This is a genomic window from Virgibacillus byunsanensis (genome assembly GCF_042675965.1).
Lineage (GTDB): Bacteria > Bacillota > Bacilli > Bacillales > Amphibacillaceae > Virgibacillus_R > Virgibacillus_R byunsanensis.
This window is the reverse complement of sequence record NZ_JBHTKJ010000055.1, coordinates 1-24,769: the sequence shown is the minus strand read 5'-3', so window position 1 is coordinate 24,769 and position 24,769 is coordinate 1. Positions and strand designations below refer to the sequence as shown.

Genomic DNA, 24,769 nt, shown 5'->3' with positions numbered 1-24,769 from the left:
TGAACAGTGACACGCTTTACAGCTGGTTAAATGGAACACTTTTTTCTAGCTGCGAAAGTTGAGTTATAACTAGTAGTATTTATAATAAAGGTGTGATTTATACAAATTTTTACTTGACCCTTTTAGAGCCTAAATATCTTTGTTGCCAGTAAGAAGTGCTCATTTCACTTATTTCTACTCCTCGAGATGAACCTGCATGGATAAATTTACCGTCACCAATGTATATTCCTGCATGAGATGGTCCAGGCTTATATGTTTCATAAAATACGAGATCACCGACCGATGGTGAATCAACATGCTGAGAAAAATTCCATATGTCACTAACGGTTCTCGGGATCGTAACATTTCTTGTTTGAAAAATGTATTGTAGAAATCCACTGCAATCAAATCCACTTGTTGAAGTCCCGCCCCATACATAAGGGGTGCCAATTAACGAATGAGCAGTTTGAATAATATCTGTATTGTCATAGGTTTGTGTTTTCACTTGCACAACTTCCGTTTCCTTCTCTTTTGCTTCTTCTTTTGATTTGGTTTCTACTTGTGTTTGTTGTTGCTGTTGTTCTGTATTTTCATCTTCGTACATTGTAGTCAATGATTCTTGTGTAATTTCCTCCATTAATTCTATGTCATGTTCATCCTCTGCAATTTGAAGTGCTTTTTTTGTAAGTGGACCGTAAATTCCATCGATCTCTCCTTCATAGTATCCGAAGTATTGAAGGGACCGTTGAACTATCTTTACATCGTTATCGTGCATACCAGGATAAACAGTTCCTGATAAATCTTCTAATTGTTCCATGTACGTTTCTCTTTCCAATTCAATTATTGCATACAATGTCTTCCTATCTGCTTGACCTGTTACTCCAACATTATGATCCGCCTGAAATTTCTTTAATGCATATTCTGTCAATAATCCAAAATCACCGTCGATACTATCATCATAATAGGACAATTTGTTTAGCTTCTGCTGTAATACGCGAGTTGTTTCACCGTGCTCTCCGTATTGAATTTCTTCTGCTTCTAATAGTAGTTTATTTTGCAGTACAGGATAAGCATCAACATATACAGCAAACGGTTGGCTTAACATATAGCTATAAAGAAACGATTGTTTAACTACATGTTCCACAGTACCATTCAACATGCAATTATCCCCTTTCTTGGTTGACTCTTTTAATAGTTTTATGACGAACGGAACTTCTTTATGCAATATCCACTTTTACGTTTGTGTTACAATGAATGAAATATAATTGTTACGCAATTTTATATATATTATGATTGATATATGGAGGAATCAAAATGATGATAGGTGAACAAGCATATCTGGATTTATGTAAAGTAGTATTAGACACAGGGAATAAGAAAGAAGACAGGACGAATACAGGGACGTATTCTGTATTTGGTCAGCAATTACGATTTGATCTAAGTAATGGGTTTCCTCTCTTAACAACTAAAAAGGTTCCTTTTAGATTAGTTGTAAGTGAATTATTATGGTTTATCAAAGGTGATACAAATATTCGTTACTTATTACAACATAACAATAATATCTGGAATGAATGGGCTTTTAAAAAATGGGTGGAAAGTAGAGACTATAACGGTCCAGATATGACCGATTTTGGTAATCGTGCTCAACAAGACGAGACATTTAATCATAAGTATCAAGATCAAATGCGTGTTTTTAAAGAATCTATTTTACAGGACGAGAAGTTTGCGCAAAAATTTGGGGATTTAGGCTCTGTGTACGGTAAACAATGGAGGGAATGGAAATCTTCTAAAAATGAAACGATTGATCAACTTAAAGAAGTCATTCACTCGATACGCTATAACCCGAATTCCAGGCGACATATAGTTTCAGCATGGAATCCAGAAGATGTGCCAAACATGGCGCTGCCACCATGTCATACATTATTTCAATTTTACGTGGCTGATGGAAAGCTTTCGTGCCAGTTATATCAACGAAGCGCGGATATCTTTTTGGGCGTCCCATTTAACATAGCAAGCTATGCTTTACTTACACACTTAATTGCTCATGAATGTGACTTAGAAGTAGGTGAGTTTATACTTACTCTCGGAGATGCTCATATTTATGCAAATCACGTGGAACAAGTAAAAACTCAACTTAACCGTGAAATAAGAGACTTTCCAACACTTCGCATAACTGATGATTATAAATCTATATTTGATGTTGAAATTAGCGATTTAGAGATAGAAGGTTATAACCCACATCCTGCAATTAAAGCACCTATTGCTGTATAATCTAATGAAAAAGGGAGGAAATCCTATAATGATTTCTTTACTTGTTGCTATGGATCGTAATCATGTTATTGGCTTAGATAATGATTTACCATGGCACTTACCTAAAGACTTGAAGTTTTTTAAACAAATGACAACAGGACAAACCATTATCATGGGAAGAAAGACATACGAATCGATGGGTAGAGCATTACCTAACAGGAAAAATATAGTGATAACCAGTAGAAGTGAAGGGGTATTTCCAGAAGAAGTTGAGGTCTTTAATGATATAAAAGCTGTACAGGAATTGAATCAAGCAAATCCAGATAAGGAATATTTCGTTATAGGTGGAGCAAATATTATTAAACAAGTGCTATCCTTTGCAAACCGCATGTATATAACTTGGATTGATCATGATTTTGAAGGTGATACATACTTTCCCAACTTTTCCAAAGAAGAATGGAATTTAACTTCGAACGAAAAAGGGGAAAGGGACGAAAAGAATCCGTATGACTATTATTTTTTACAATATGATCGTAAATAGCGAGAGGGGATTTCATGCATGTTTGTGGAGTTGTCCTATCTGGCGGTAAATCCTCTAGAATGGGAAAAAATAAATCATTATTAACACTTCAAGGTAAGCCTGTGATAGAACGTATTAGTTCTGAATTACAAACCTGCAGTAGTGAAGTGGTAGTAATAACCAATGAACCATCACTTTATTCGTTTCTCTCTTTATCACTCATAAAGGATAGGTATTTGAACAAAGGTCCATTAGCAGGGATAGAGAGTGCTTTATACCATGTTGAAGCTGATGTGTATGTGTTCGCAGCATGTGATATGCCTTTTGCAAGTGAGAAGGTTTATGGCTGTTTGCTAAATTATATGAAGGGATATGATGCTGTTGTACCGATTTATAACAATCGAATTCATCCCCTTTCAGGTATATATAGAAGATCAGCATTACCATTCGTTCAGGAATCTTTAGATAAAGATGAGTTAAAAGTAAAACAATTTCTGGACAAAATACGTGTAAAGTATGTTAATGATTATAGCACGATTCCAAAAGAGATAGTGACCAAGCATTTTTTTAATATGAATTTTCCAGAACAGTATGAAGAGGCAAAGGGATTATCACATGAATGAATACTACTAACAGCTAGCAGTTTATAAGTTGTGAAGTAGAGGACTTACGTGTTAAACTATAGTCGTTTAGTAGTATTTATGAACGTTATGTGTATTTTTTATTTTTACATATACGCTTTTAAGAAATTAGATTATAATGAAGTCAATCATACAAAGAAGGTGTAACAATGTTATCAAGTATAGGATTTCCTGGTTTAATACTAATTCTAATTATTGCATTGGTAATCTTTGGCCCCAAAAAGTTGCCAGAAATTGGTAAGGCAGCTGGACAAACACTACGTGAGTTCAAAAAATCTACAAATGAATTAACGAGTGATGTTTCAGATGAATTTAAAGATGCAAAAGATATAGTTGAAGGAAAAGAACGCAAATAACAATCTTTGGGAGTGATATTAAATGTTAAGCAGTATTGGTGTCCCAGGGTTAATATTAATTCTTATTATAGCACTGATTGTATTTGGGCCGGCAAAGTTGCCAGAAATCGGTAAAGCTTTTGGTAGTTCATTAAAGGAATTTAAAGGTGCTACGAAGGATATTGTATCAGACGATGATTCATCAACAAAAAGCGATAATCATACATCAACTAAAAATTGATGAAGTGTGAAGGTGTAGGGGACATTACCTTGCATCTTCTTTTGTGTTTAGACTTAGGAGTGTGAAATAATAATGGCTGATCGTAACGTTGGTGCAACTGAAAAGGAAATGAACTTAACCGGACATTTATCAGAATTAAGAAACAGACTTATCGTGACAGCAGTTTTCTTTCTTGTTTTTTTCATTGTGGGATTTATTTTCGTTAAAGATATTTATTGGTTCTTTGTGGACGATGTAGATTTTAAACTAACAGTCATTAGTCCAGCTGAAATAATTTGGCTTCATTTTACGATGGCGGGATTAGTAGCTGTAGTTGGAATCATACCGATCTTAGCGCTTCAAGTATGGCTATTTATAAAACCGGGTTTAACGCCAAATGAAAGGAAGGCTTCTTTAGCTTATATTCCTGCTGTATTTCTTTTATTTATTGCTGGTCTTGTTTTTGGCTATTATATGTTTATTCAATTGATTCTCCCATTTTTACTATCTTTAAATGATGGTATGTTTAATGAGATGTTTACAACAGAAAAATATTTTCGATTTTTATTCCGAATAACGTTACCGTTTGCGGTGTTGTTTGAGATACCTATAATTGCTATGTTTTTGACCACGCTTGGGATACTTACCCCGGAATTCATGCGAAAAAATAGAAAGTATGCTTATTTGGTGTTAATAATTATTGGAACAATCGTGACACCACCAGATTTTATTCTGCAAATCGTCGTTGCTTTACCATTAATATTCTTATATGAAATTAGTATTTATCTTTCTGCTATCGTATATCAAAGAAAGCAACGAAAACACAAAGAATTCATGGAAACAGAGGACTTTTAATGTAATGGGGTGTAAATATGCGTTCATTTTATCATCACATGATGACATACCGAGGCAAAAAACAGCCAGATGATAAGAGTAAGCTTGCAGACTGGATTTTTGAAGACCATAATTTTCCTAAGTATTCGAAGAGTTATCATGAAGTGAGTGAGTACTTAGAATGGAATAGCCCATTTCCAAATGCATTATCTGTATTTGATGAAGTATGGGATTTATATAAAATTAAAGAAGAATAGTAAAAGGCTCTGGTTATTCCAAAGTCTTTTACATATCAAATAACTACTACACCATAAAATAACACAATTAGCGTAATATCAACGCTAAATTCACTTCAAACAAACGTTTGATCCATAATTCACGGATAAAATAGAAGCAGAAAAATACAATAAGTTCTTCGAAAATGCCTGTTTCGACAAACGTTGCTATTGATACTAGGTAATTTGGTGTTTTCTGCGGTTACCCGGGAAATAATAACATTTATATTTCCCTGATTTAACTATGTGATTGCCTACACTCTTTAACACATATTACGTACACTAATACAGATAACTATTTACGAAAAGAGGGGTAACATGGTATTTCCAATTCAGCGTCCAATAAACATACGCAACAGTCCAGTGCAAAACCCTCCAAACAATTTTTGGGCTCAAGGCAGAGGATTTAATCCCCCTGTACCACAATCTAGAAACCCTTTACAAAATATAATCCAAAGCTTGTTTAAATCACAAGGCTCATATAGTGGAGTAGCAACCCAAGGTGGGGGAGGATTTACGAACACGTTAACGAACATCCAACAAATATTGAATTTTGTTCAGAAATCTGCACCTATTGTTCAGGAATATGGGCCAATGGTGAAAAACTTGCCCGCAATGTATCGAATGATGAAAGCATTTAATGAAAATGATGATGAAAATGAAAATGAAGAAAGTGCTAATCTTACAGAAAGTTCAAATACAGCAGATGAAATGCTGGAAAGCTCAAGTCGTTCAGTTGAAACTGAATCTAGCGATGATCAATTGCAACCACAGGGTAAGTCAAGATCAGGTCAGTCCCTTCCAAAATTATATATATGATATATTCAGGCAAACAACTTGATTTTTTTTACTACAAGCTAAAAAATAGGAGTAAGTAATAGACGCATGGAGGGATAAAGAATGACTATAAATAGAGAAGTTGCTACATTTGCAGGTGGGTGTTTTTGGTGTATGGTAGAACCTTTTGATGAACGCCCAGGGATATTGGACGTTTCTTCTGGTTATACTGGTGGCACAGTAGAAAATCCAACTTATGAACAGGTTTGTTCTAATACGACAGGTCATTTAGAAGCGGTTCAAATTGAGTTTAATCCTGAGCTAATGTCCTATAAACAGCTTGTTGAAACTTTTTGGCAGCAAATTGATCCTACAGATCCAGGTGGACAGTTTAATGACAGGGGAGAGTCTTATCAAACAGCTATTTTTTATCATAATGAAACACAAAAACAAATTGCCGAAAAATCAAAAAGCGATTTAGAAGCTAGTGGGAAATTCAAAAAACCAATAGTAACTGAAATAAGACCAGCCAAAACGTTTTACTATGCCGAAGAAAACCATCAAGATTACTATAAAAAACAGTCATTCCACTATAGGTTATATAAAAAAGGTTCAGGAAGAGAAGATTTCATTAAAAATAATTGGAGTAAGAAAATAGATAAAGAAGCTCTGAGAGAAAAGTTAAACCCTATTCAATATAAAGTAACGCAAGAAAATGGTACTGAAACTCCATTTCAGAATGAATATTGGGATAATGATCAAGATGGAATATATGTTGATATTGTCTCAGGTGAAGTGTTATTTTCTTCAAAAGATCAGTATGATGCTGGATGTGGTTGGCCAAGCTTTACAAAGCCGATTGATAAGTATCAACTTAATGAAAAATCGGACATGACTCATGGTATGATGCGAACAGAAGTAAGAAGTAAAGATGCTAATTCTCATCTTGGACATGTATTCGAAGATGGACCAAAAGAAGCTGGTGGAATGCGTTATTGTATGAACTCAGCTGCAATGCGTTTTATACCAAAAGAGAAAATGACTAAAGAAGGATACGAAGATTATCTTCATGTCTTGAAGTAAACATAGATTACCATAATTTTATTATGTAAACTAGTGAAACGGAGCGATTATTATGATTCATTTAAATTGGGAGAATAGAGAAACCATTAAGCAAATTAAATGTGTGCATGCAGATGCAAAAAAATTTATTGTTCATGAGAAACTTACACCTGGAGAGTTATATGACGTAAAGAATGAAACGGATGAATTCTATTTTATTATTGATAATAGTGATCGTATTGGTGGATTTTTAAAAGATTATTTTGAAGAAGTAAAATAACAGGTGTATAACCTGTTATTTTTTTACTTACACTATAGGTATCTATGCACCTAAGCAGAATTGTCGAAATTTTATTTAAAATGTTTTCTATTAAATCATTTAGTGTTATAATTTACATATTATTTATAATAATAAGAAATATTTATGTTCAGGAATGGTAGGCTATACTTTCTAAACTTCTATTAAGGGGCTGAATCAAATTGAAAAAACTATATTTAGTGCGTCATTGTTCTGCAGAAGGACAGCATAAAGATTCGCCATTAACTACTGTTGGTATGAGACAAGCACACTTGCTTTCTAACTTTTTTAATGACCAAAATATTTCTATTCATAGAATTATTTCAAGTCCATATCTTCGTGCAATCGAGAGTATAAAACCATACGCCCAATTAATAAACACCGAAGTAGAAGTTGATGAACGTCTTAAAGAAAGAATTCTTAGTGAAGATCCAATTGATGATTGGCTGGAAGTCTTGGAACAGTCATTTACGGACTTAGATTTTACGTTACCTGGTGGAGAATCTGCTAACGATGCTATGCACCGTGTCAGTCAGGTTATAGATAGTATATATGATAATGAAAACGTTGCTAATGTTATTATAGTCAGCCATGGCAATTTATTGTCGTTGTTATTAAAACAGTACAACCCTGATTTTGGTTTCGCAAATTGGAAAGAACTCCGTAACCCCGATGTATTTTTAGTTAACATGGATGATGAGAAAACACACTCAGTAGAATGTGTTTGGCGATAAGATAATTTTATAAATATAAATTTGCTAGCATTATTCCTAACGTTTCTTCATAAATCTCCGGAAATTGTTCAATAGGTAGTGGATTAACGCCACTACCAAGCTCCACTGTAAAGCCTGGATTTTGAAATTCCTGAATGAACCAGTCTTTGTAACCCGCAAAACTATCTACATACCGAACTGATCTGTATCCACTGACACGTGTATATTCATTAACGATTGTTTCTGAAAAAGGTGGTTCAAGACCTTGAAACCCCCAGAATATGACTTCTCCCTGAGTGTGAAAGGCGTTCATACGAACAAAATTGCGTTGCCTTGCTAGGTCTGCCATTGCAATCGATTCAGGTTCCGACAATGGACGTGGACCTGGGTAATCTCTTGGTTGAGGGGTGGTTGGCTTTCTTTGTGCTTCAATGTCCCATAATGCAGGATATTGATTGTTCAAGTCCACTCCATTAATATTAGCTTTCCAATTTGAAAAATCTTCATTCTGATCATTAATGGCTAGTACCTGTTCTTGATATCCATCAGCAGCAGAGGATCCATTGATTACTAAATCGACTCCATCAGGATTTACCATGGGAACAACAGATAATAAAGTGTCCATATATAATGGAAGCATAGACAAACCTCTGATGGACATATTTTTGGTTATTGACAGAGCATATTGGTTTAAAAAACGCATTATTACTGGTGTTGTTATCCATTCATTTGCATGAAAGGAACCGTTTATATGAACTTGTTTGCTGCCAGTACCGATTTGGAGTTCAGTGATATTTTTCCCCATTACAGAATTACCTATTGATTGATTGACTATAAACGGATATACTTCTAACAATCGTTGTATATCATTTTGCATTTTTTGATATGTGTACTGATCTACATCATTAACAAGCATGTTAGTGATCCGACTAGGCACTACGATGGACTGACCAATATTTAGACTTGATGTATCAATGTTTTGATTAACTAATAGTAATGCATCCAGAGGGAGATTCCTTTGCATGGCTATATTCCATAATGTATCATTTTCTTCAATAATATATTCATTTAACGTAAACCCTGGTATTTGAATACGTTGACCAATCATTAATTGATCCGGTGATACTTGTTGATTGGATCTTTCTATTACTATTAATGGAATATCAAATAGTTGGCTAAAGTACCACATAGAATCATTAAGTCGCACAGAAACTTCCACAGTTATTCTCTCCTTTATAGGTGAATAATAAATTGTATGACGAAAATGGATTTAAGTGAAAATGATTTGCTGTAATACTTGAAAGGTAACATGTTGTTATGTAATATTAAATTAGAATTATTTATAATGATCCTAATTCTTAATTCGCTAATAATTATTTTTAATCACTTGGAGGAGATTGACTTGGCTTTTATTATTACGTCACCATGTAAAGATGAAAAAGCAGGAGAATGTGTGGAAGTTTGTCCTGTTGATTGTATAGAAGAAGGAAAAGATATGTTTTATATTGATCCTGACATATGTATCGATTGTGGTGCTTGTGAAGCTGTATGCCCGGTAGAAGCAATATATATGGAAGACGAAGTTCCAGAAGAAGAAAATGAATACATTGCATTAAACCGTAAATTCTTTGAAGAAAATTAATCAAAAACCGCTATCTTAAGATAGCGGTTTTATCTTATACTAAACTCTTTGTATCCTTTACTACTGTCTGATGTTGTAATGGATGCATTCTCCACACTAATAAATCGATTAAAGCCAGTTTTGAGATCTTTCATATATTGATCAATATTGTTCTTTTTACCCTCAACTTCTAATTCAACTGTTCCATCCGTCTTATTTTGTACCCATCCCGTTAGATTTGATTTAATAGCATGTTGCTGCGCTGCATATCTAAATCCTACACCTTGAACACGGCCTCTAACTGTTACATGTGCAAGCATATGATCAACTCCGTTATGAACTTTATCTTTATAATCATAATTAACCTTTTTAAGAAATAATAAAACATGTAATTAATAAAGGAATAATTTATAACAAATGGTTAAAAATAGAATTAATTATGTTTAAAAAGGGAGTGATTACATATGACAGATAATATAAATATCCCACAGTTTCCAGAACCTTATTGGAGGGATTCTGTTACGTTTCCAGAGTTCCCAAAATTAGAAGAGTCCATTAATGCAGACATAGGAATAGTTGGTGGTGGAATTACCGGTATTACGACTGCCTATTTGTTGGCAAAACAAGACGTTAAAGTAGCGTTATTAGATGCAGGAGTAATTCTAAATGGAACAACAGGTCATACGACAGCAAAAATCACGGCTCAACATGGTCTTATATATGATGAACTAATAGAGCATTTTGGAACAAACAAAGCAAACATGTACTATCAAGCTTGTATGGAAGCAAAGCAATTCATTGAGCAAACAATAGAGGATCTAACTATTGATTGTGATTATGGCAAAGAGGATGCATATATTTTTACAAATTCAGATGAATATACTTCCAAATTAGAGATGGAGAAAAAAGCCTATGACAAATTAGAAATTCCAAGTGAGCTTACTGATCATATGCCTATAGATATACCAATGAAATCGGCATTAGTTATGAAAGACCAAGCACAATTTCACCCGTTAAAATATTTAAAAGCTCTTGTTGAAGAATGCAAAAAACTAGGTGTACAATTTTATGAAAATACGACTGCTGTTGATGTTGAATATAATAAACATCCCACAATCGTAACACGAGAAGGAAATCGGGTTACATGTAGATATCTAATAACAGCTTCCCATTTCCCATTTAATGATGGTGAAGGGTTATATTTTACAAGAATGTATCCAGATAGAGCCTATGTTATTGCTATAAAATCAAAGAAAGATTTCCCCGGTGGTATGTATATTAATGCAGAATCACCAACAAGATCTATTCGAACTACTTCCATTAATGGAGAAGATTTATGGTTAATAGGCGGAGAAAACCATAAGGCTGGGCAAGGAAAGTCAACAATGGAGCATTATAAAGCACTGCAAGATTATGCAACAAGAAAATTTGGTATTTCTGATTATGCCTATCGTTGGTCCACACAAGATTTAACAACACTGGATAAGGTGCCATATATCGGACGAATTAATGACGACCAAGATGCTGTATTAATAGCAACCGGCTTTCGTAAGTGGGGTATGACAAATGGAACCATCGCTGCAAAAATTTTGAGTGATATCATTGTTGGAAGTGACAATCCCTATGAGGAACTCTATTCACCGTCTAGATTCCAAGCAGACCCAGCTATTAAGAACTTCACCAGAATTAATGCAGATGTTACAAAACATTTGATTAAAGGAAAACTTGAATATACGAATCACAGTGTGAAGGAACTATCCCAGGATGAAGCAACGGTTACGCGTATCAGAGGAAAGCGTGCTGGGGTGTATAAAGATAAAGAAGATAAATTACATGCATTAGATACAACCTGCACACATTTAGGCTGTGAAGTGGAATGGAATTCAGGTGATCGAACATGGGATTGCCCATGTCATGGTTCCAGATTTTCATATACTGGTGATATCGTTGAAGGACCTGCTAAGAAACCTTTAGATAAAGTTGAATTAGATTAGCTGAAAAAGCAACCATGAATGGTTGCTTTTTAACTTAAATGATAATGCGAAATAAATGTAACAAAATCACTTTCCATTTGATGATCATATTTATAAAGGATATACATACTAGCAGTAGGTAGTTCCATAAAGGGTACTGGTACTTCTAATAATCTACCTTCCAATATTTCTCGGTTTATAATTGATTTCGGCAAAAAACTAACACCTATTCCTTCTAGTACAAAACGTTTCGTTATATGAGATTGATTTACTTTCATTAACTTATAGGATGATACGGTTACATTTAATTGTTCTTTAATAGGATCCCAATAAGTAGGATGGTTATCGGAAAAAATAATAGCATTCTCTAAGAGATGGATTCCATCAATCACAGGACCTGACTCTGCATCATAACCGTCATGACTGCATACAAGGCTTAGAGATTCTTCATGAAGTTTTTTAAACTTGACAGTTGAAGAGCCAGACATACAAGAAAGACCAATATCAACTTCTCCGCTTTCAATTACCTCAGATATATCTTTTGATTCTAAAACTTGAATGGATAATTCTACATTAGGAAAATACTTTGTATATTTGCTTAGTATACTCGGAAGGATTGTTTCAGCCAACAGCGGTGATATAGCAACTCGAATGGTCTTGTGAAAGCCATGTTTATAACGATTAATAGAAGCCATGCTGTTATCGTATTGTTTTGTAATCGCTTTTGCTTCATTATAAAAAAACCTTCCAAACTCCGTTAAAACGATATTTCTCCCATTTTTAACAAACAATTTATCCCCAAGTTCTTTTTCTAGCTGTCTAATCTGGAACGTTACGGCAGGTTGACTAATATACAATTTTTCAGCAACTATTCGAAAGTTTTCATGTTCGGCAGCAAGTATAAACGTATCTAGCGTATGAATATCCATATCCCATTCCTTATTAATAAAGTTTATTTATCATTATACTAAAAAATATTAAATTTTAATAATTATTTAATTGATTTATACTTAAGTTACTAAAGAGGGAAGGGGAGGGCAACATGTATAAACCAGGACTAAAAGGAATAAAAGCTGTAGAGACAGAATTGAGTTATATTGATGGCGGGCAAGGTATTTTAAGTTATCGTGGCTTGTTAATAGATGATATTGTAAAAAAGTATTCTTTCGAGGAAGTAGCCTTTTATTTACTACATGGAGAATTCCCAGAACAAAATGGATTAAATGATTTTTGTGCGAAGTTAACTGAGTATAGGGAAATACCAAACCATGTTAAATGGATTATTGATTCATTACCAGCCAGCCATTCGATAATGGATGTATTACGAACAGCCATTTCATCCGTAACTTTAGCAAGTAGTGATAAGACTGATCATGCAATGAAACTCATTTCTATAATGCCATCTATTGTAGCTTATCGTTACAGGCAAATTAACAATAAGTCTATTTTCAAATCAAGAAACGATTTAAATCATATAGAAAACTTTTTATATAAGCTTACTGGAAACATAAATCAAAATCACGCAAAAATGCTTGAAGCCTATATGATTATGACAATGGAACACGGACTAAATGCATCAACATTTTCAGCAAGAGTCACTATATCAACAGAAAGCGATATGGTATCAGCGATTACAAGTGCTATCGGTACGATGAAAGGACCGTTACATGGCGGAGCACCATCAGGTGTAATTGAATTACTAAATGAAATTCAAACTGAAGATAAAATAAGTGAAATTATTCACAAGAAACTACAAAATAAAGAAAGAATTATGGGATTTGGCCACAGGGTTTATAAAACGTTGGATCCACGTGCTACAGCACTAAAAGAAATCATTCTGCAGCTAGATGAAATACCAGACTGGGTAAATTTAGCTTTAAAAACCGAAATAGAAACAATTAAGATATTACAATCACTGAAACCAGATCAGAAACTTTACACAAATGTAGAATATTACGCAGCTGCAATCATGAAATCATTAGAAATTGATCCTGAATTATTTACAGCAATATTTAGTTCAAGCCGCATAGTTGGCTGGTGTGCACATACTATTGAACAATCAAATAATAACACAATATTTAGACCGACAGCTAAATACATTGGCGTATGATTATAATTAGGTGCTATAAAATAAAGAGTTGTTTTATAGCACCTAATTTTTATTTAATGGTTTAGAAAACCCCTGGCTATACCGGGGGTTCCTGAGAGCTTCTAGCCATTAGGGGCGGCATGATGAGGTTAGGGATGGCACAAGTAAAAACTAAAGTGAAGGTCAAAGGTATTCGTCCGTTATTATTGAATTGTTTCTCGAATGATAAGTTATTCCTTGAGAGGAAAAGTTAAAACTGGGGTAGCTGGTAAAAATCCCGATGAATGGAAGAATAGCTACACTGCTACAAGAGATAATCAATTATATGTAGATCATTCATAAATTTTTGGTTGATTAAGAGCTGCAGATATTCACACTAAAAGTGGTGGGGGGGTCTATACAAGCTAAGTTTTCATTAACACTACAAGTGCTGAATGAAAACTTTTTATTTAATAGGTACATTCCTAGCGAAGAAGAATTAGTTAATAGAACGCCTGAAGATGATGAGATGTAAGATCTGTACGGACTCCCAATATTAAAGGACGTAACGTAAGATATAGAGTAGGATTATCATCAGTGTGGGAACTGAATTTGAATTACAGTGGGATAATTCTATTGTAAGTGAGGGGCAAGTCAAACAAGTATTACTTGATGCAGGGGTATTAGTTGGTTTATCTGATGCTAGGACAATTGGTTATGGTCATTTTGAGGTTTTATCTTTTGATGAAAGAAATGTAAGAGATACCCAAAAAACGTCCGCCTAAAGAAGTATGGGAGCATAATATCCGTCCTATGATTCGGTATAGTGATGGAAGGAGATGCGTTAGATGCGAGGAGTCAGTTATACTAGAAGAATGTCATTCATTACGTGTTGACTTAAGGCATAGTGGCATGAAAGGTAATGCATTAAAAAAGGAGTTATAAAACCAGGTTGGCGAGAACAAACTTGGTGAATAACAAATAAAGTACACACGAAAAGTGGTATAGCGCGGCACGGTCCTGTGCGATATGGTTAGGATTGGTCTGGTCCGGTAAGGCGCGAGTAAATTATCGCTTAAAGGCAAGAGATTGTGCTCTTACCTTTAGCATGTAGGTCTATTTTTATATGGTAGTAACGGTGAAAAACTAAATAAGTTATTCATAAAATAGTCATGATTAAATTAACTTTACTAAGCTTAGGACCTAATTTTGACCAAAAAATAATGATAGGTATAGTTATTACTTCAATGACGGACTGTGTACGGTAGTGCCGAGACTGTTTGATAAAATAAATATTGAATAGGGCATATTAGAAAAACGCTAATATAGCAGTTACTTTGAACTCATTTGGAACTCTTTGATTATTAAAATTAATTAGTTTCAGAAAAAAGGTTACCCACTAAAGGGCAACCTGTTCGTTTTACACGTGGGAAGAAATCCTCTTATCCTCTATTTCTTTTAACTCTTTTTCTTTTAGAACATAACTCAGTAAATCTAATGAGATACGGGCAGCAACTTGTCCAGTCATTCCAGTTGGATCATAAGGGGGAGCAACTTCAACTAAATCAAAAGCAACTACTTCGCCTCGATTTGCTATTCCTTTCAGTAATTCATTAACTTCATCATAAAGCAGACCACCAGGAGAAGGTGTTCCTGTCCCAGGTGCGATGGAAGGGTCAATACCATCAATATCAATAGTTACATAATATTTTTCTCCTGCTGGAATTTGTTCTAACAATTGTTCTAGACTTATTTTCCTCATTTGGCGTGGTGATAAAATGGTACTTCCGTATTCTCTTGCAGCATCCACATCCTCTTTTAAACTGCTTGAGATTCCGCGGATACCAAACTGGAAGGTTTTCTTTACATGATCCATCTCAGATAAACGACGAATACAGCTTCCGTGTCCATAACGCTGGCCTGAACGATGGTCGGCCCAGTCGAGATGAGCATCAATTTGAATCACATGAAACGGACCTAATTCTTCCAAACCATTACCTACTGCAGCAGTAATGGAATGGTCTCCACCCAAGACAACTGGCATAGCACCTTTGGAAACTATTTTCCGAATGGCTAATTCGGTGTTTTCGTGAGATTGCATAAGATCTCCATGAACGATGTCCACGTCTCCACAATCGACTACTTTCCAATCTGGGCCAAGATATGTGATATCATTTTCGATATCGTAGGCTCCGTCTAGTCCAAAACTGTACAATGTAGATCCTTCCCTGATTCCTCGTGGACCCATTCTTGCACCAGATTTCCACTGTGTTCCCATATCAATAGGTACTCCAATAACTGCTACATCCGCATCTAATTCTTCAAGATTTGGACAAACCGGGTACTTTCCAAAAGTAGAGATTCCAGTGAAAGGTAAATTTAAAACTTGTTTTTCTTCAGGTTTAACCATGATTATCTCCTCCTTATAATTTATAGATTGATTTCTTTTTTATTTCTTAAAAGGGTTATTTGATAATTCAGATATGGGGCTGTCATAATATGGCATTTTTTCTACTCTTGGAGTGTGAGATCTCTCATCAATACATTTTTGAACATGCTGTGCGATATCTTCCATTGTTGCAAACCATACATCCCCTCTTTCATGCATAGTTTCCAACATTCTATATACACTACGTAAGCGTGATAATCTTCCTGTGACAAATGGATGCCAAACAGGAATAAACATTCCTCCAAACTCATAGGCCGCCTCAAACTCAGACATAAATACTTCCATTGCACTTTGTGGAGATTGAATAGGCATTATATAGTCTAATTCTGAAAAATGAGCATACTGAGGCCAATCGTCTACAGCCCAGTGTGTTGGTAATTCAATAACCTTTCCATTCTTTGATTCCAACAAATATGGAACATCGTCAGCCATTAGAGACGAATCATATAAAAATCCTTCTTGGGCTAATAAATCTGTCGAGTTCTCTGAGTAATTATAAAGTGGAGCCCGAAACCCTCGAGGGCGCTGTCCCGTAAAATCTTTAATAACCTCTATCGACTTAGTAAACCAGTACTCTTCTTCTTCTTTAGTTAGCTCATTTGGGTGTTCATGAAGGTAACCATGATGAGCAATTTCATGTCCATCTTCAACTATTTGCTCAACTGTTTTTGGATATTTCTCAATACACCATGCTGGAATAAAGAAGGTTTGCCTCATATTGAATTCCCTATACATTTTCAAGATACGAGGTACTGCAACTTCATCATATCTGAATAAAGATTGTGCTGAGACATGTCGATAAGCTCGATTAGGAAGAGCAAGATGAAGAGGACTGTCAGTGTCCATATCAAACGTGATAGCCACTGCACATTTCGCCTCATTTGGCCATTGTATTGGATTTTTAATCATTTCAAAAATCTCCCTTTAAATTTATTTAAATAGAAATTTAATACAAAATTACCAAAAAACTAAATCGAGATTCCAGTCTTGTTATCATTTTCAGGTTTCTTTATTTCTGGCTCATCTACAATTTCATGTAAGTCAGAAATACCAAGCTTTTCAAAAGTCTTATTTAGTACAAAGACAAAAACTATCACTAAAAACACACCGTTAATAGAAGGAAATCCTACTTCAAAAATAGAACTAATATATGCCCCTAAAGTAGCCAATAGATATGCAGTTAGATTAGCATACCGAACTGTTCTAAATTTTACATTTTCCAGTTTAGGAAATGACTTTCTCCATGTATAAAAATAATCCGCTATAATTAAGCCACCCAGTGGAGGTATAAAAATACCCAACATAGACAAGAATGGAATAAACACTTCGTAAATTCCTACTGCAGCCATAATAGTGGCTATTATAAGTCCCCAAAATACATATGGAATTTTATTTGGTTTATTAAAAAATTCAGCCCCAGCAACACCGAAAGAATAGGCAGTCGCAGTATTAGTAGTCCATATATTAAATATCAATATAATAACTCCCATGATTACGATTCCCATACTTATTAAAATCTCCACCATATCCCCCTGTTGCAAGGCAATTCCTCCTAACATACCGGAAAAAACCATTACAATAGTACCGACAAAAAAGGATAAGAAGCCAGCTATAAATCCAGTTTTTGGTGTCTTGGCAAATCTAGCCCAATTGGGTGCATTAGTACCACCTGAGATAAATGTACCTACCGTAATAGTAACTGCTGCACTAAAGGTCATTGTTGCGGTTGCCTTAGGCTCTATTAGAAAGAGTTCTTGTATTCCACCAGCTGATTCAATACTTAGTGAAGGGATAATGTATGCTAAATAAATAAACGCTGGCATTGAGGCATATGCAATAATTTCCATACCCCTTGTACCTTTTATCGCAAAAACACCGAAAAAGAGTGAGAAAAAAACAGTAATCGGAATATAGTACTTTTCGAGACCAAAAGCTTGAGTAAAGACGGTACCTATATAAGCTGATTGCACAGCATACCAAAATACCTGAGTTCCTCCTAATATAATATCTCCCCACTTCGAACCGATTTTACCTAAGGCATAACGAGCTAAGAGTATAGAATTTAATCCTGTTTTTGCTGAAATCCAACATAAAAAACCAACATATAGGGCAAGAATTAAACTTCCGATAATTAAAATTTGTATTAATTCATCCATTTTAAATGCAACGCCTATATTTGCTCCAGCAGCCATTGAGGTAGCTAGAAAAGTAAATCCTAGAAGAACTACAAAAATAGATACCCAGTTTTTTCGAGCATGGAGTGGTACATGTGTCAAAGTATAATCAACATCAACATACTCCGTTAATTTTTTTTTACTATTTATATTTTGAGTTTTCATTTCTCTTTCACCCTTCCTGAAATTATATGAAAGCACTTTCAAAATAATCGTAGTCTATTAATTTTCAATTCACCTTGTTTGTTGCACCACATTTTGAAGATTATAAAACACTTGGTTAATGTTGAAAGATAAAATATGTTAGCACAGGTTATAAAACTAGTGCATACGATCACTTAATTTTAGTTTCATTACAATACCTTTTTGAATGTGAATCCAATTCAATATTTATGCACCTCCGATAAATTTGTCATTGTTCTCTGCTACTATGCAAATCTCCTTATTTGGTTAAGTTCAAGTAAGAAGTACCTCCTTTTTTCAAATTTTCACTTGACACCTAATACTTGCAAAAAACATGCCAAATTTATCATTTAAGAATTAAAAGAATTCAATCAGGTGTCTAGATATATTGTCAGACGCTCCCTGATAGCTAATTAAAACTTACATTTGATTAAAAATATTTATCTAGAAATCAGTGTAATTAATGTTTTGAACTATTTAAAAATAAGAAAATGTTATTTAATTCTAGCTTAAAATAAATCTGATTAAGTCAAAATTGACTACCACAAATATATTTTCTGATTTTCCTGTTTGCGGTTGACTGACTGATACCTAATTTTTTACCTAATTGAATGCTACTAGGATATTTATTGTACATAGATACAAAAAAATCTTTTTCTACGCTTTCTAGGTATTCTTTTAAAGTCAAATCTTTTGTAGCTTTTTTGGAGGGCATGTTATTTGTGATATCTTTAACGAACTTAAAGTTGATTTCCTTGATGTCAGTAGTTATAATTGCTTTCTCAATAAAGTTGCGCAGTTCCCTGACATTTCCTGGCCATTCTTGACGGCTAATCCAGGCAAGCATCTCAGGGGTGAAATGCTTATCCATTCCGTATTTTTCATTGAATTCTTCAAGTACTCCATAAATTAATGGAATTATTTCTTCCCTGCGCTCTCTTAGGGGGGGGATAGTCAGTTTAATTACATTAATACGATAATATAAATCCTCTCTAAATTGTTTGTTTAGAATCATTTCTTCTAAGTTCTGATTTGTTGCGCAAATAATTCTGCAGTTCATATCTATTTTTTTGGTTCCTCCAACTCTCGTAACTGACTGATTTTGTAAAACGGATAATAGTTTCACCTGGAGATGCATTGGGAGTTCACCAATTTCATCCAGAACAAGAGTACCTCTACCGGCGCTTTCAAAATACCCTTTTTTTCCTCCCTTTTTTGCACCAGTGAAGGCTCCATCCTCATAACCAAATAATTCGGATTCAATTAAGGATTCAGATATGGCTCCGCAGTTTACTTCAATGAAAGGTTTATTTTTCCTTGGTGACATTTGGTGAATCTTTTGTGCAAAGTGATTTTTCCCAACTCCTGACTCACCTTCCAATAGTACAGTAACATCTAAACCAGCCACCTTAGACGCAACATCAAGTATCTTTGCCATTTTGCTATTTATTATGGAATAAGGATGAGTTGCTTGTTTTTTTAACTCAGCTATTTCTTCGAGGTAGCTTTGTATGGCTTTTGCTACTTGTTTATTTTCTTTTTGGAGTTGTTCAACTTCAGTAACATCCCTAGAAAAACTGATTGCTCCTATCAATTCATTCGTTTTGTTAAAAATTGGATATCCTGAGATAATTAACTTCTTTTTTTTTCTTGTTTCTTGAATAAGTGTTTCTTCCTTTTTGTTTTTTAACACATTTACTATAACAGACGGGAAAAAAATGCCTTCTTTTTCCAAATGGAAGACGTTCATATAAATTATTTTCTTGTGTGGGATTCCAAATAAATCTTCCGTAAATTGTTTAGCATAGATAATATCCCCTTCAGCATCGGCAATGAAAATTTCATCAAAAGAATCTTTTAAAATTTGTTTTAGGATAATATAAGCGTTTTCTTTTAAGTACATACTAGTTCTCTCCTTAGTCATAATTGATTATATAATAATCAACTTTGACTAATATTTCAAATATTCAGCCAAGAAATTCGAATATTAGTTCTTTACCGATCTAAAATAAAACAAGAGGAATATATAGAGGGAGTGGTGGAATAAAGAACTTTCTTATAGGCTGTAGACTGTCAGATTGAATGTAGTATCATCATTAGACAACAACAGTCAGTACAAAAAATAATAGCTGCTGAGAACTTGGTTATAATTATAGATGATTCCTTTGATCGTTAATCAAGCGGTCTTTTTGTGCAAGGGCAGTTGCAAAGTGCGCTGATATCGCAGGGCCTGTACTGTTGTGCGCCAGGCATGCGCATATTCTCTAGGGTAAGAGTCCCGAGCCATGAAGGCAGTAATAGTGGTTATCTTAAGACAAGGGTGGCCAGGGTGAACTGGAGCCTGAAGTAAGTCGGTGGCAAATCTCCGCCCTAAGGAACACGAACTTCATAGAAGGCTAGGTGTTCTTGGATGATGTTGCAATATAAGCCGAAGTCCATACTGCCAAGGGAGCATTGATTAAATGAAGTAGGGACATGAAGAGGAAGAATGTGCACTTACCAGGGGAGGAGAGTACCAAGGAAGGGCAGAATCATTTAAGAAGAATTGCCTATTTGCGTACGCAACACTCGTTGAAGGAGAAACATATAAACCTTCCCTAGTGGAGGAAACGGTGAATTCTGAGGGGGACATCAGAAGGGAAGAGAGTGGTTTGTTACACATAACACTAGTCTTCCATACGAGAACAATTAGAAAAAGTACCTACTATCTGTCCATCAAGTAGAAATCGGCGGGAAGAGGATGTTGGGCATTTCTGCGGTGACAGACCGATTCCTCCATGGCAATCGCACAAGTTCTCACGGAAATCAATGATCAAACATTTTCTGAGTATAGTTATAGCTTTTCGCCCTAATAAACGGGGTCATGAGGCGGTAAGACACGCAAGAAGTTAAATTAAACAAGGATACCGCTAGGTCATTGATATGGATTTATAGAAGCTTTTCGAACAGTGAACCATGGAAGACTGGTGCGAACGCTTAGTAATCGAATCAACGACCCAAGAGCGCTTAAACTTATACGGAGATATCTCCATGCAGGTATTTATGGAAGACGAGTTAGCTTATCCTAATACAGAAGGTCTTACAAGGGGGATTATGAAAAGAAGGATTGATCTTAAACTAAACCAGCTAATAGTTGTCAACATTTTTCAATAAAATTCTAAAAAATTATATGATATACTAAAATTGGGCATGCCAAATAACCCTCCGCTATTATCATTCTGGAAGGTTTTGGGTAATTTAGCTAGATATAGTTTTTAATCTATATCTTGGAAAGTCGTTTTCTTTTTTAGTAAGGCATAAATCCAATGTAAGAGCTTATTTATGCAAGCAATAACTGCTACTCTAAAAGGTTTGCCTTCGCTACGTTTTTTATCGTAAAACTCTCTCATTCTCCTATTTCGAGGGAGTATTTCATTACACGTTTTCTTTTTCGTATATCACGTTTGATACAACGCACAGCTAGAAATAGGGCATGTCGTAGGCGTCTAGAGCCTCTTTTAGTAATGCGGTTAATGCTGGCTGTAAACCTACCTGATTCAAAAATGCTAGGATTAACTCCTGTAAAAGCTACAAGCTTTTTTGGATGATTAAATCTATCTATTTCCCCATTCTCAGAAATGATCGTGGCAGCTATCTTCTCTCCAATACCAGGGATAGATTTGATAATATTATATTCTTCAATTTCTTGAGCCAGGGTATCTATTTCTGCCTCCAACTTTGATAGATGCTCTTTAAATTGAAGAAGTATATCTATATACATATCCATGCTTAACAGATGACTCTGATACAACGTTTTTTTAAATGGGTTTCGTGATGCTGCTTCTTTTAGCTTTTGCACCTTTTCATAAGACCATTTTTAAGAATGACTCTTACATAAATCATCCTCACTAGTTTCCAAGATATCTTCTGATGCCTTTTATTCTTTGAGAATACGTAAAGAAACATATGAATATAGCTCTCCAAAGACACCTCTATATTCAGGGAATACTTGTTCCAATCCAGCTTAAAACTGTAGTGATGTAAAATTTGAACAAAACTTAATTCACTATGATGCTGGGATTGTGAATTCAAAGCACAAAATCAGATCTTCCCTATACCTCCCACGCTCCTTTCCTCGATTAAAAAGGCATATTGATGAAAATCATTTACAACCAGACGACATATTTTGAAAGGGAATCCGTTGCATGCAAACAATTAAATCGAATCACGGATAAAAGGGGATCAGCATGTTACACCACATGGATTTAGAGCTTCTATTGCCACTATTTTAGACGAACGAGGAGTGGATAGATAATCCATTAAGTTTTTACTTGGACACAGTGATAATAAAGACAATATCGATTATTATATACGAAGAAATAAGAAAAAAATTTACTGATTACGCCATGAACTCTCACGCGAATTCGGGGGAGTTTACCTATTTAATTCGAAATGAATCTATCGCTTTCTTTTTAGAATCAAAATCAACATGGATATAAACCTGTGTAGTTGCTAATGATTCGTGGCCCAATAGTTCTTCAAGCGTTTTTAAATCAACTTTTTCTTTTGTAATCGTATTACCGTGATCATCTTTCGATTCTATTTTCATCTGCTGCAAGAGCAAGGTTGCAAAGGTATGACGTAAATGGTGCAACGTAAACCGATGAGTAGGGAGGCCAGTTCTTGTTAACACTTCCTTAAAAATGTAGTTTAACCCCCTAGCGTTTAACGGTTTCCCATTTCCATTTAAAAAGATGGGTTCCATAGGGTGCTATTGAAAATTCTCCAGTGAATCTTTGTATTTCTTTAATAAAGGAACAACGATGGAATGAAGGGGGAGGAGGCGCTCTTTTTTCCTTTTCCTAAACCCGAATCGTTTCATTATAAAAGTCTACTTGTTCCCATACTAAGTTGACTAATTTAGACTTTCTCATCCCGGTTATCACAAGCAATTTAAACATGGCTTAATTCCGAAGGGAGAGGGGGCGTTTATCTTTCTCCAACGAATCAAAGAGTTGTTTTAATTCTTCCATATTCATATAAATAGGCAGTTTTTTATCTGACTTCGGTGCCATGATACCAGTCATGGAATCAACATCTGCCAACTTTTCTTTTAAGCAGTACTGACAAAAGGATTTTAGACTGGAAATGCGTCGTTGCATGGTACGCGGACTGACAAATGCTTTCATTCGTTGATGTTGTATAAATCGACAAACTATAGATGGATTCAAATCACTTAAATCAGTAGATCGTTTATGATCTACTAAAAAATTCAAAAAGTGACGTAAATCGGATTCATAACCAGTTAAGGTATTGACAGAATGATTTTGTTCGACTTCCAAATACAGTAAATAATCATCTAAAGCTTGTTGGAATTGCATGTATGACCTCCAAATTTATTTATTATTTAGACGAACCAACAAGTTATATCCCGAACCAATGGATTATCGGACAGTTCTGGAAGTTGTCCTGACGATCCTGATAATTATCGTCAAGTTGAAGCTAGGAACTTTACCATAATGCTTATTATAAGAAGTGACCATCATTTGCGAAATTTCGTTTTATCTCAATATCACAAGTATTCTAGGTTGTGAGACATAATTCTGCGTTCTTTCAATAACTTCCTATAATATATATTATGTTCGGGGCGTTATAATAAATATTATTTTTTATTTTTCTATCCTATTCTTATAACTACTCCCTTTAATATTATTATTCAAGTCGATTAACTGTACACTATATTCAATTACATCATTTATATATAACTTATGATCCTTTGCAAATGCTTTAACGTTTTCTAATAAATCTTTGTCGTATGTTGTTTTGTATTGAACCCGGTCTTTAGGTCTTAACTCCTTATTATATAGAATGATTCCTTCAGCCAAAACATTTTCTAACCCGTTTTCAAGTAGATAGTTTACATATGTATCATGTTCTTCAGCTAAAGCATTTAACTGTTCTAAAATAGATTTACTTATGTTCGTTCTAAATTTAACTCTGGACACATCCGTTGTCTGAATTAGTTTCCCGTTAACTAGTTTCCACATTTCAATCTCTCCTTATTATTTATTGGGAACGCTGCGATATCCGTTCTCTTTTATGTTGTACATAATTCTCTTTAGTGACATTATTATATATTATCTTTGCTAACTTAGGAAGGTCACGTTTGCCTTTCACCCAAATTCGGTAAATAGGATTTCCAGCCTGACTAACTGTCGAGGTTATTTCTGAACGCAGTCCCCATGACTCAAACACAGATAGTAGTCCATTTGCAAAATGAGAACTTCCCGTTGTCACATTCATAACATAACCATTCCTTTGCACCCAGCCATCACCATCAATCACTCCCCTAATCAAAACCACCAGTGTGAACTGGTGGTTTGCTCTGCGGCTGGAAGCCTCTCTTACCGGCCTCGGC

Annotated in this window: 29 protein-coding genes and 1 pseudogene; 16 read left to right on the top strand and 14 right to left on the bottom strand. The window is 34.8% G+C overall.

Going from position 1 to position 24,769, the window contains the following annotated elements; all coding sequences use genetic code 11:
- Positions 1–109 precede the first annotated feature (109 nt).
- Positions 110–1,138, bottom strand: coding sequence for a C40 family peptidase (locus ACFQ3N_RS16870; protein WP_390363759.1), 1,029 nt, complete (start codon positions 1,136–1,138; stop codon positions 110–112).
- A gap of 155 nt (positions 1,139–1,293) precedes the next feature.
- Between ACFQ3N_RS16870 and ACFQ3N_RS16865 the strand changes: the two genes are divergently transcribed.
- The 11 genes from ACFQ3N_RS16865 to ACFQ3N_RS16815 all read left to right on the top strand — a co-directional run bounded on the left by ACFQ3N_RS16865 (position 1,294) and on the right by ACFQ3N_RS16815 (position 7,925).
- Positions 1,294–2,250, top strand: coding sequence for a thymidylate synthase (locus ACFQ3N_RS16865; RefSeq protein WP_390363757.1), 957 nt, complete (start codon positions 1,294–1,296; stop codon positions 2,248–2,250).
- A gap of 28 nt (positions 2,251–2,278) precedes the next feature.
- Positions 2,279–2,770, top strand: a complete 492-nt coding sequence (locus ACFQ3N_RS16860) for a dihydrofolate reductase (protein WP_390363755.1) — start codon at positions 2,279–2,281, stop codon at positions 2,768–2,770.
- Between the two features lie 14 nt (positions 2,771–2,784).
- On the top strand, positions 2,785–3,372 hold the full coding sequence (gene mobA / locus ACFQ3N_RS16855) for a molybdenum cofactor guanylyltransferase (protein WP_390363753.1): 588 nt from the start codon (positions 2,785–2,787) through the stop codon (positions 3,370–3,372).
- 167 nt (positions 3,373–3,539) lie between these two features.
- Positions 3,540–3,746, top strand: a complete 207-nt coding sequence (gene tatA / locus ACFQ3N_RS16850) for a twin-arginine translocase TatA/TatE family subunit (protein ID WP_390363751.1) — start codon at positions 3,540–3,542, stop codon at positions 3,744–3,746.
- 22 nt (positions 3,747–3,768) lie between these two features.
- A complete protein-coding gene (gene tatA / locus ACFQ3N_RS16845) occupies positions 3,769–3,966 on the top strand; it encodes a twin-arginine translocase TatA/TatE family subunit (RefSeq protein WP_390363749.1) in 198 nt (65 codons plus the stop codon).
- A 72-nt stretch (positions 3,967–4,038) separates the two neighbouring features.
- A complete protein-coding gene (gene tatC / locus ACFQ3N_RS16840) occupies positions 4,039–4,800 on the top strand; it encodes a twin-arginine translocase subunit TatC (RefSeq protein WP_390363747.1) in 762 nt (253 codons plus the stop codon).
- Positions 4,801–4,817: 17 nt separating this feature from the next.
- Positions 4,818–5,036 (top strand): YozE family protein, encoded by a 219-nt coding sequence (locus tag ACFQ3N_RS16835; protein ID WP_390363745.1) that lies wholly within the window; start codon positions 4,818–4,820, stop codon positions 5,034–5,036.
- Positions 5,037–5,372: 336 nt separating this feature from the next.
- On the top strand, positions 5,373–5,873 hold the full coding sequence (vrrA, locus tag ACFQ3N_RS16830) for a VrrA/YqfQ family protein (protein WP_390363743.1): 501 nt from the start codon (positions 5,373–5,375) through the stop codon (positions 5,871–5,873).
- Positions 5,874–5,954: 81 nt separating this feature from the next.
- A complete protein-coding gene (gene msrA, locus ACFQ3N_RS16825; RefSeq protein WP_390363741.1) occupies positions 5,955–6,914 on the top strand; it encodes a peptide-methionine (S)-S-oxide reductase MsrA in 960 nt (319 codons plus the stop codon).
- Positions 6,915–6,966: 52 nt separating this feature from the next.
- Entirely contained in the window at positions 6,967–7,173 is a 207-nt protein-coding gene (locus tag ACFQ3N_RS16820; protein ID WP_390363739.1) for a DUF6501 family protein, read from the top strand.
- A gap of 218 nt (positions 7,174–7,391) precedes the next feature.
- The gene (locus ACFQ3N_RS16815) at positions 7,392–7,925 is read left to right on the top strand and encodes a histidine phosphatase family protein (RefSeq protein ID WP_390363737.1); all 534 of its coding nucleotides are present in this window, start codon (positions 7,392–7,394) and stop codon (positions 7,923–7,925) included.
- A 7-nt stretch (positions 7,926–7,932) separates the two neighbouring features.
- Here the strand turns inward: ACFQ3N_RS16815 and ACFQ3N_RS16810 are convergent, their stop codons facing one another.
- Positions 7,933–9,123 (bottom strand): M14 family metallopeptidase, encoded by a 1,191-nt coding sequence (locus tag ACFQ3N_RS16810; RefSeq protein WP_390363735.1) that lies wholly within the window; start codon positions 9,121–9,123, stop codon positions 7,933–7,935.
- A 183-nt stretch (positions 9,124–9,306) separates the two neighbouring features.
- Between ACFQ3N_RS16810 and ACFQ3N_RS16805 the strand changes: the two genes are divergently transcribed.
- The gene (locus tag ACFQ3N_RS16805; RefSeq protein WP_390363733.1) at positions 9,307–9,546 is read left to right on the top strand and encodes an indolepyruvate ferredoxin oxidoreductase subunit alpha; all 240 of its coding nucleotides are present in this window, start codon (positions 9,307–9,309) and stop codon (positions 9,544–9,546) included.
- A gap of 29 nt (positions 9,547–9,575) precedes the next feature.
- On the opposite strand, the gene ACFQ3N_RS16800 is transcribed toward ACFQ3N_RS16805, so the two are convergent.
- Positions 9,576–9,845 carry an acylphosphatase gene (locus tag ACFQ3N_RS16800; protein WP_390363731.1) on the bottom strand — a complete coding sequence of 90 codons (270 nt, stop codon included), beginning with the start codon at positions 9,843–9,845 and terminating at the stop codon, positions 9,576–9,578.
- Between the two features lie 144 nt (positions 9,846–9,989).
- Here ACFQ3N_RS16800 and ACFQ3N_RS16795 point away from each other — a divergent pair, with 144 nt between their 5' ends.
- Positions 9,990–11,519, top strand: coding sequence for an FAD-dependent oxidoreductase (locus tag ACFQ3N_RS16795; protein WP_390363729.1), 1,530 nt, complete (start codon positions 9,990–9,992; stop codon positions 11,517–11,519).
- Positions 11,520–11,548: 29 nt separating this feature from the next.
- Here the strand turns inward: ACFQ3N_RS16795 and ACFQ3N_RS16790 are convergent, their stop codons facing one another.
- Positions 11,549–12,427 carry a LysR family transcriptional regulator gene (locus ACFQ3N_RS16790; RefSeq protein ID WP_390363727.1) on the bottom strand — a complete coding sequence of 293 codons (879 nt, stop codon included), beginning with the start codon at positions 12,425–12,427 and terminating at the stop codon, positions 11,549–11,551.
- A 113-nt stretch (positions 12,428–12,540) separates the two neighbouring features.
- Between ACFQ3N_RS16790 and ACFQ3N_RS16785 the strand changes: the two genes are divergently transcribed.
- Together ACFQ3N_RS16785 and ACFQ3N_RS16780 are read left to right on the top strand one after the other, a co-directional pair.
- On the top strand, positions 12,541–13,608 hold the full coding sequence (locus ACFQ3N_RS16785) for a citrate/2-methylcitrate synthase (RefSeq protein WP_390363725.1): 1,068 nt from the start codon (positions 12,541–12,543) through the stop codon (positions 13,606–13,608).
- Between the two features lie 557 nt (positions 13,609–14,165).
- The gene (locus ACFQ3N_RS16780; protein WP_390363723.1) at positions 14,166–14,351 is read left to right on the top strand and encodes a hypothetical protein; all 186 of its coding nucleotides are present in this window, start codon (positions 14,166–14,168) and stop codon (positions 14,349–14,351) included.
- A gap of 635 nt (positions 14,352–14,986) precedes the next feature.
- Here the strand turns inward: ACFQ3N_RS16780 and speB are convergent.
- From speB to ACFQ3N_RS16760, 4 genes are all read right to left on the bottom strand, one after another.
- Positions 14,987–15,976 carry an agmatinase gene (gene speB, locus ACFQ3N_RS16775; protein ID WP_390363721.1) on the bottom strand — a complete coding sequence of 330 codons (990 nt, stop codon included), beginning with the start codon at positions 15,974–15,976 and terminating at the stop codon, positions 14,987–14,989.
- Between the two features lie 39 nt (positions 15,977–16,015).
- On the bottom strand, positions 16,016–16,924 hold the full coding sequence (locus ACFQ3N_RS16770; protein ID WP_390363719.1) for a polysaccharide deacetylase family protein: 909 nt from the start codon (positions 16,922–16,924) through the stop codon (positions 16,016–16,018).
- Positions 16,925–16,983: 59 nt separating this feature from the next.
- Entirely contained in the window at positions 16,984–18,354 is a 1,371-nt protein-coding gene (gene codB, locus ACFQ3N_RS16765) for a cytosine permease (RefSeq protein ID WP_390363717.1), read from the bottom strand.
- Positions 18,355–18,901: 547 nt separating this feature from the next.
- Positions 18,902–20,275 (bottom strand): sigma-54 interaction domain-containing protein, encoded by a 1,374-nt coding sequence (locus tag ACFQ3N_RS16760; protein ID WP_390363715.1) that lies wholly within the window; start codon positions 20,273–20,275, stop codon positions 18,902–18,904.
- Between the two features lie 1,052 nt (positions 20,276–21,327).
- Between ACFQ3N_RS16760 and ACFQ3N_RS16755 the strand changes: the two genes are divergently transcribed.
- On the top strand, positions 21,328–21,525 hold the full coding sequence (locus tag ACFQ3N_RS16755; protein ID WP_390363714.1) for a hypothetical protein: 198 nt from the start codon (positions 21,328–21,330) through the stop codon (positions 21,523–21,525).
- A gap of 101 nt (positions 21,526–21,626) precedes the next feature.
- Here the strand turns inward: ACFQ3N_RS16755 and ACFQ3N_RS16750 are convergent.
- The 6 genes and pseudogenes from ACFQ3N_RS16750 to ACFQ3N_RS16725 all read right to left on the bottom strand — a co-directional run.
- Positions 21,627–22,375, bottom strand: a pseudogene (locus ACFQ3N_RS16750) (transposase); the annotation flags it as partial.
- Between the two features lie 414 nt (positions 22,376–22,789).
- Positions 22,790–23,116, bottom strand: a complete 327-nt coding sequence (locus tag ACFQ3N_RS16745; protein WP_390363712.1) for a tyrosine-type recombinase/integrase — start codon at positions 23,114–23,116, stop codon at positions 22,790–22,792.
- Between the two features lie 97 nt (positions 23,117–23,213).
- Positions 23,214–23,285 carry a hypothetical protein gene (locus ACFQ3N_RS16740; RefSeq protein ID WP_390363761.1) on the bottom strand — a complete coding sequence of 24 codons (72 nt, stop codon included), beginning with the start codon at positions 23,283–23,285 and terminating at the stop codon, positions 23,214–23,216.
- A gap of 30 nt (positions 23,286–23,315) precedes the next feature.
- Positions 23,316–23,732: a site-specific integrase gene (locus ACFQ3N_RS16735; RefSeq protein ID WP_390363709.1), complete on the bottom strand. Its 417-nt coding sequence runs from the start codon at positions 23,730–23,732 to the stop codon at positions 23,316–23,318.
- A gap of 288 nt (positions 23,733–24,020) precedes the next feature.
- Entirely contained in the window at positions 24,021–24,398 is a 378-nt protein-coding gene (locus ACFQ3N_RS16730) for an rRNA methyltransferase (RefSeq protein WP_390363707.1), read from the bottom strand.
- A gap of 19 nt (positions 24,399–24,417) precedes the next feature.
- Positions 24,418–24,769 (bottom strand): LAGLIDADG family homing endonuclease (locus ACFQ3N_RS16725; RefSeq protein ID WP_390363705.1); only part of this gene is annotated, 352 nt, incomplete at its 5' end.

Coding starts and splice junctions, on each gene's coding strand:
- tatC (WP_390363747.1), top strand. CDS start 4,039: ATGGCTGATCGTAACGTTGGTGCAACTGAAAAGGAAATGAACTTAACC.
- ACFQ3N_RS16795 (WP_390363729.1), top strand. CDS start 9,990: ATGACAGATAATATAAATATCCCACAGTTTCCAGAACCTTATTGGAGG.
- ACFQ3N_RS16730 (WP_390363707.1), bottom strand. CDS start 24,398: ATGTGGAAACTAGTTAACGGGAAACTAATTCAGACAACGGATGTGTCC.
- speB (WP_390363721.1), bottom strand. CDS start 15,976: ATGGTTAAACCTGAAGAAAAACAAGTTTTAAATTTACCTTTCACTGGA.
- ACFQ3N_RS16735 (WP_390363709.1), bottom strand. CDS start 23,732: ATGCAATTCCAACAAGCTTTAGATGATTATTTACTGTATTTGGAAGTC.
- vrrA (WP_390363743.1), top strand. CDS start 5,373: ATGGTATTTCCAATTCAGCGTCCAATAAACATACGCAACAGTCCAGTG.
- ACFQ3N_RS16770 (WP_390363719.1), bottom strand. CDS start 16,924: ATGATTAAAAATCCAATACAATGGCCAAATGAGGCGAAATGTGCAGTG.
- ACFQ3N_RS16865 (WP_390363757.1), top strand. CDS start 1,294: ATGATGATAGGTGAACAAGCATATCTGGATTTATGTAAAGTAGTATTA.
- mobA (WP_390363753.1), top strand. CDS start 2,785: ATGCATGTTTGTGGAGTTGTCCTATCTGGCGGTAAATCCTCTAGAATG.
- ACFQ3N_RS16785 (WP_390363725.1), top strand. CDS start 12,541: ATGTATAAACCAGGACTAAAAGGAATAAAAGCTGTAGAGACAGAATTG.
- ACFQ3N_RS16835 (WP_390363745.1), top strand. CDS start 4,818: ATGCGTTCATTTTATCATCACATGATGACATACCGAGGCAAAAAACAG.
- codB (WP_390363717.1), bottom strand. CDS start 18,354: ATGAAAACTCAAAATATAAATAGTAAAAAAAAATTAACGGAGTATGTT.
- ACFQ3N_RS16745 (WP_390363712.1), bottom strand. CDS start 23,116: ATGGAACCCATCTTTTTAAATGGAAATGGGAAACCGTTAAACGCTAGG.
- msrA (WP_390363741.1), top strand. CDS start 5,955: ATGACTATAAATAGAGAAGTTGCTACATTTGCAGGTGGGTGTTTTTGG.
- ACFQ3N_RS16760 (WP_390363715.1), bottom strand. CDS start 20,275: ATGTACTTAAAAGAAAACGCTTATATTATCCTAAAACAAATTTTAAAA.
- ACFQ3N_RS16870 (WP_390363759.1), bottom strand. CDS start 1,138: ATGTTGAATGGTACTGTGGAACATGTAGTTAAACAATCGTTTCTTTAT.
- tatA (WP_390363749.1), top strand. CDS start 3,769: ATGTTAAGCAGTATTGGTGTCCCAGGGTTAATATTAATTCTTATTATA.
- ACFQ3N_RS16790 (WP_390363727.1), bottom strand. CDS start 12,427: ATGGATATTCATACGCTAGATACGTTTATACTTGCTGCCGAACATGAA.
- ACFQ3N_RS16820 (WP_390363739.1), top strand. CDS start 6,967: ATGATTCATTTAAATTGGGAGAATAGAGAAACCATTAAGCAAATTAAA.
- ACFQ3N_RS16755 (WP_390363714.1), top strand. CDS start 21,328: ATGGAAGACTGGTGCGAACGCTTAGTAATCGAATCAACGACCCAAGAG.
- ACFQ3N_RS16800 (WP_390363731.1), bottom strand. CDS start 9,845: ATGCTTGCACATGTAACAGTTAGAGGCCGTGTTCAAGGTGTAGGATTT.
- tatA (WP_390363751.1), top strand. CDS start 3,540: ATGTTATCAAGTATAGGATTTCCTGGTTTAATACTAATTCTAATTATT.
- ACFQ3N_RS16860 (WP_390363755.1), top strand. CDS start 2,279: ATGATTTCTTTACTTGTTGCTATGGATCGTAATCATGTTATTGGCTTA.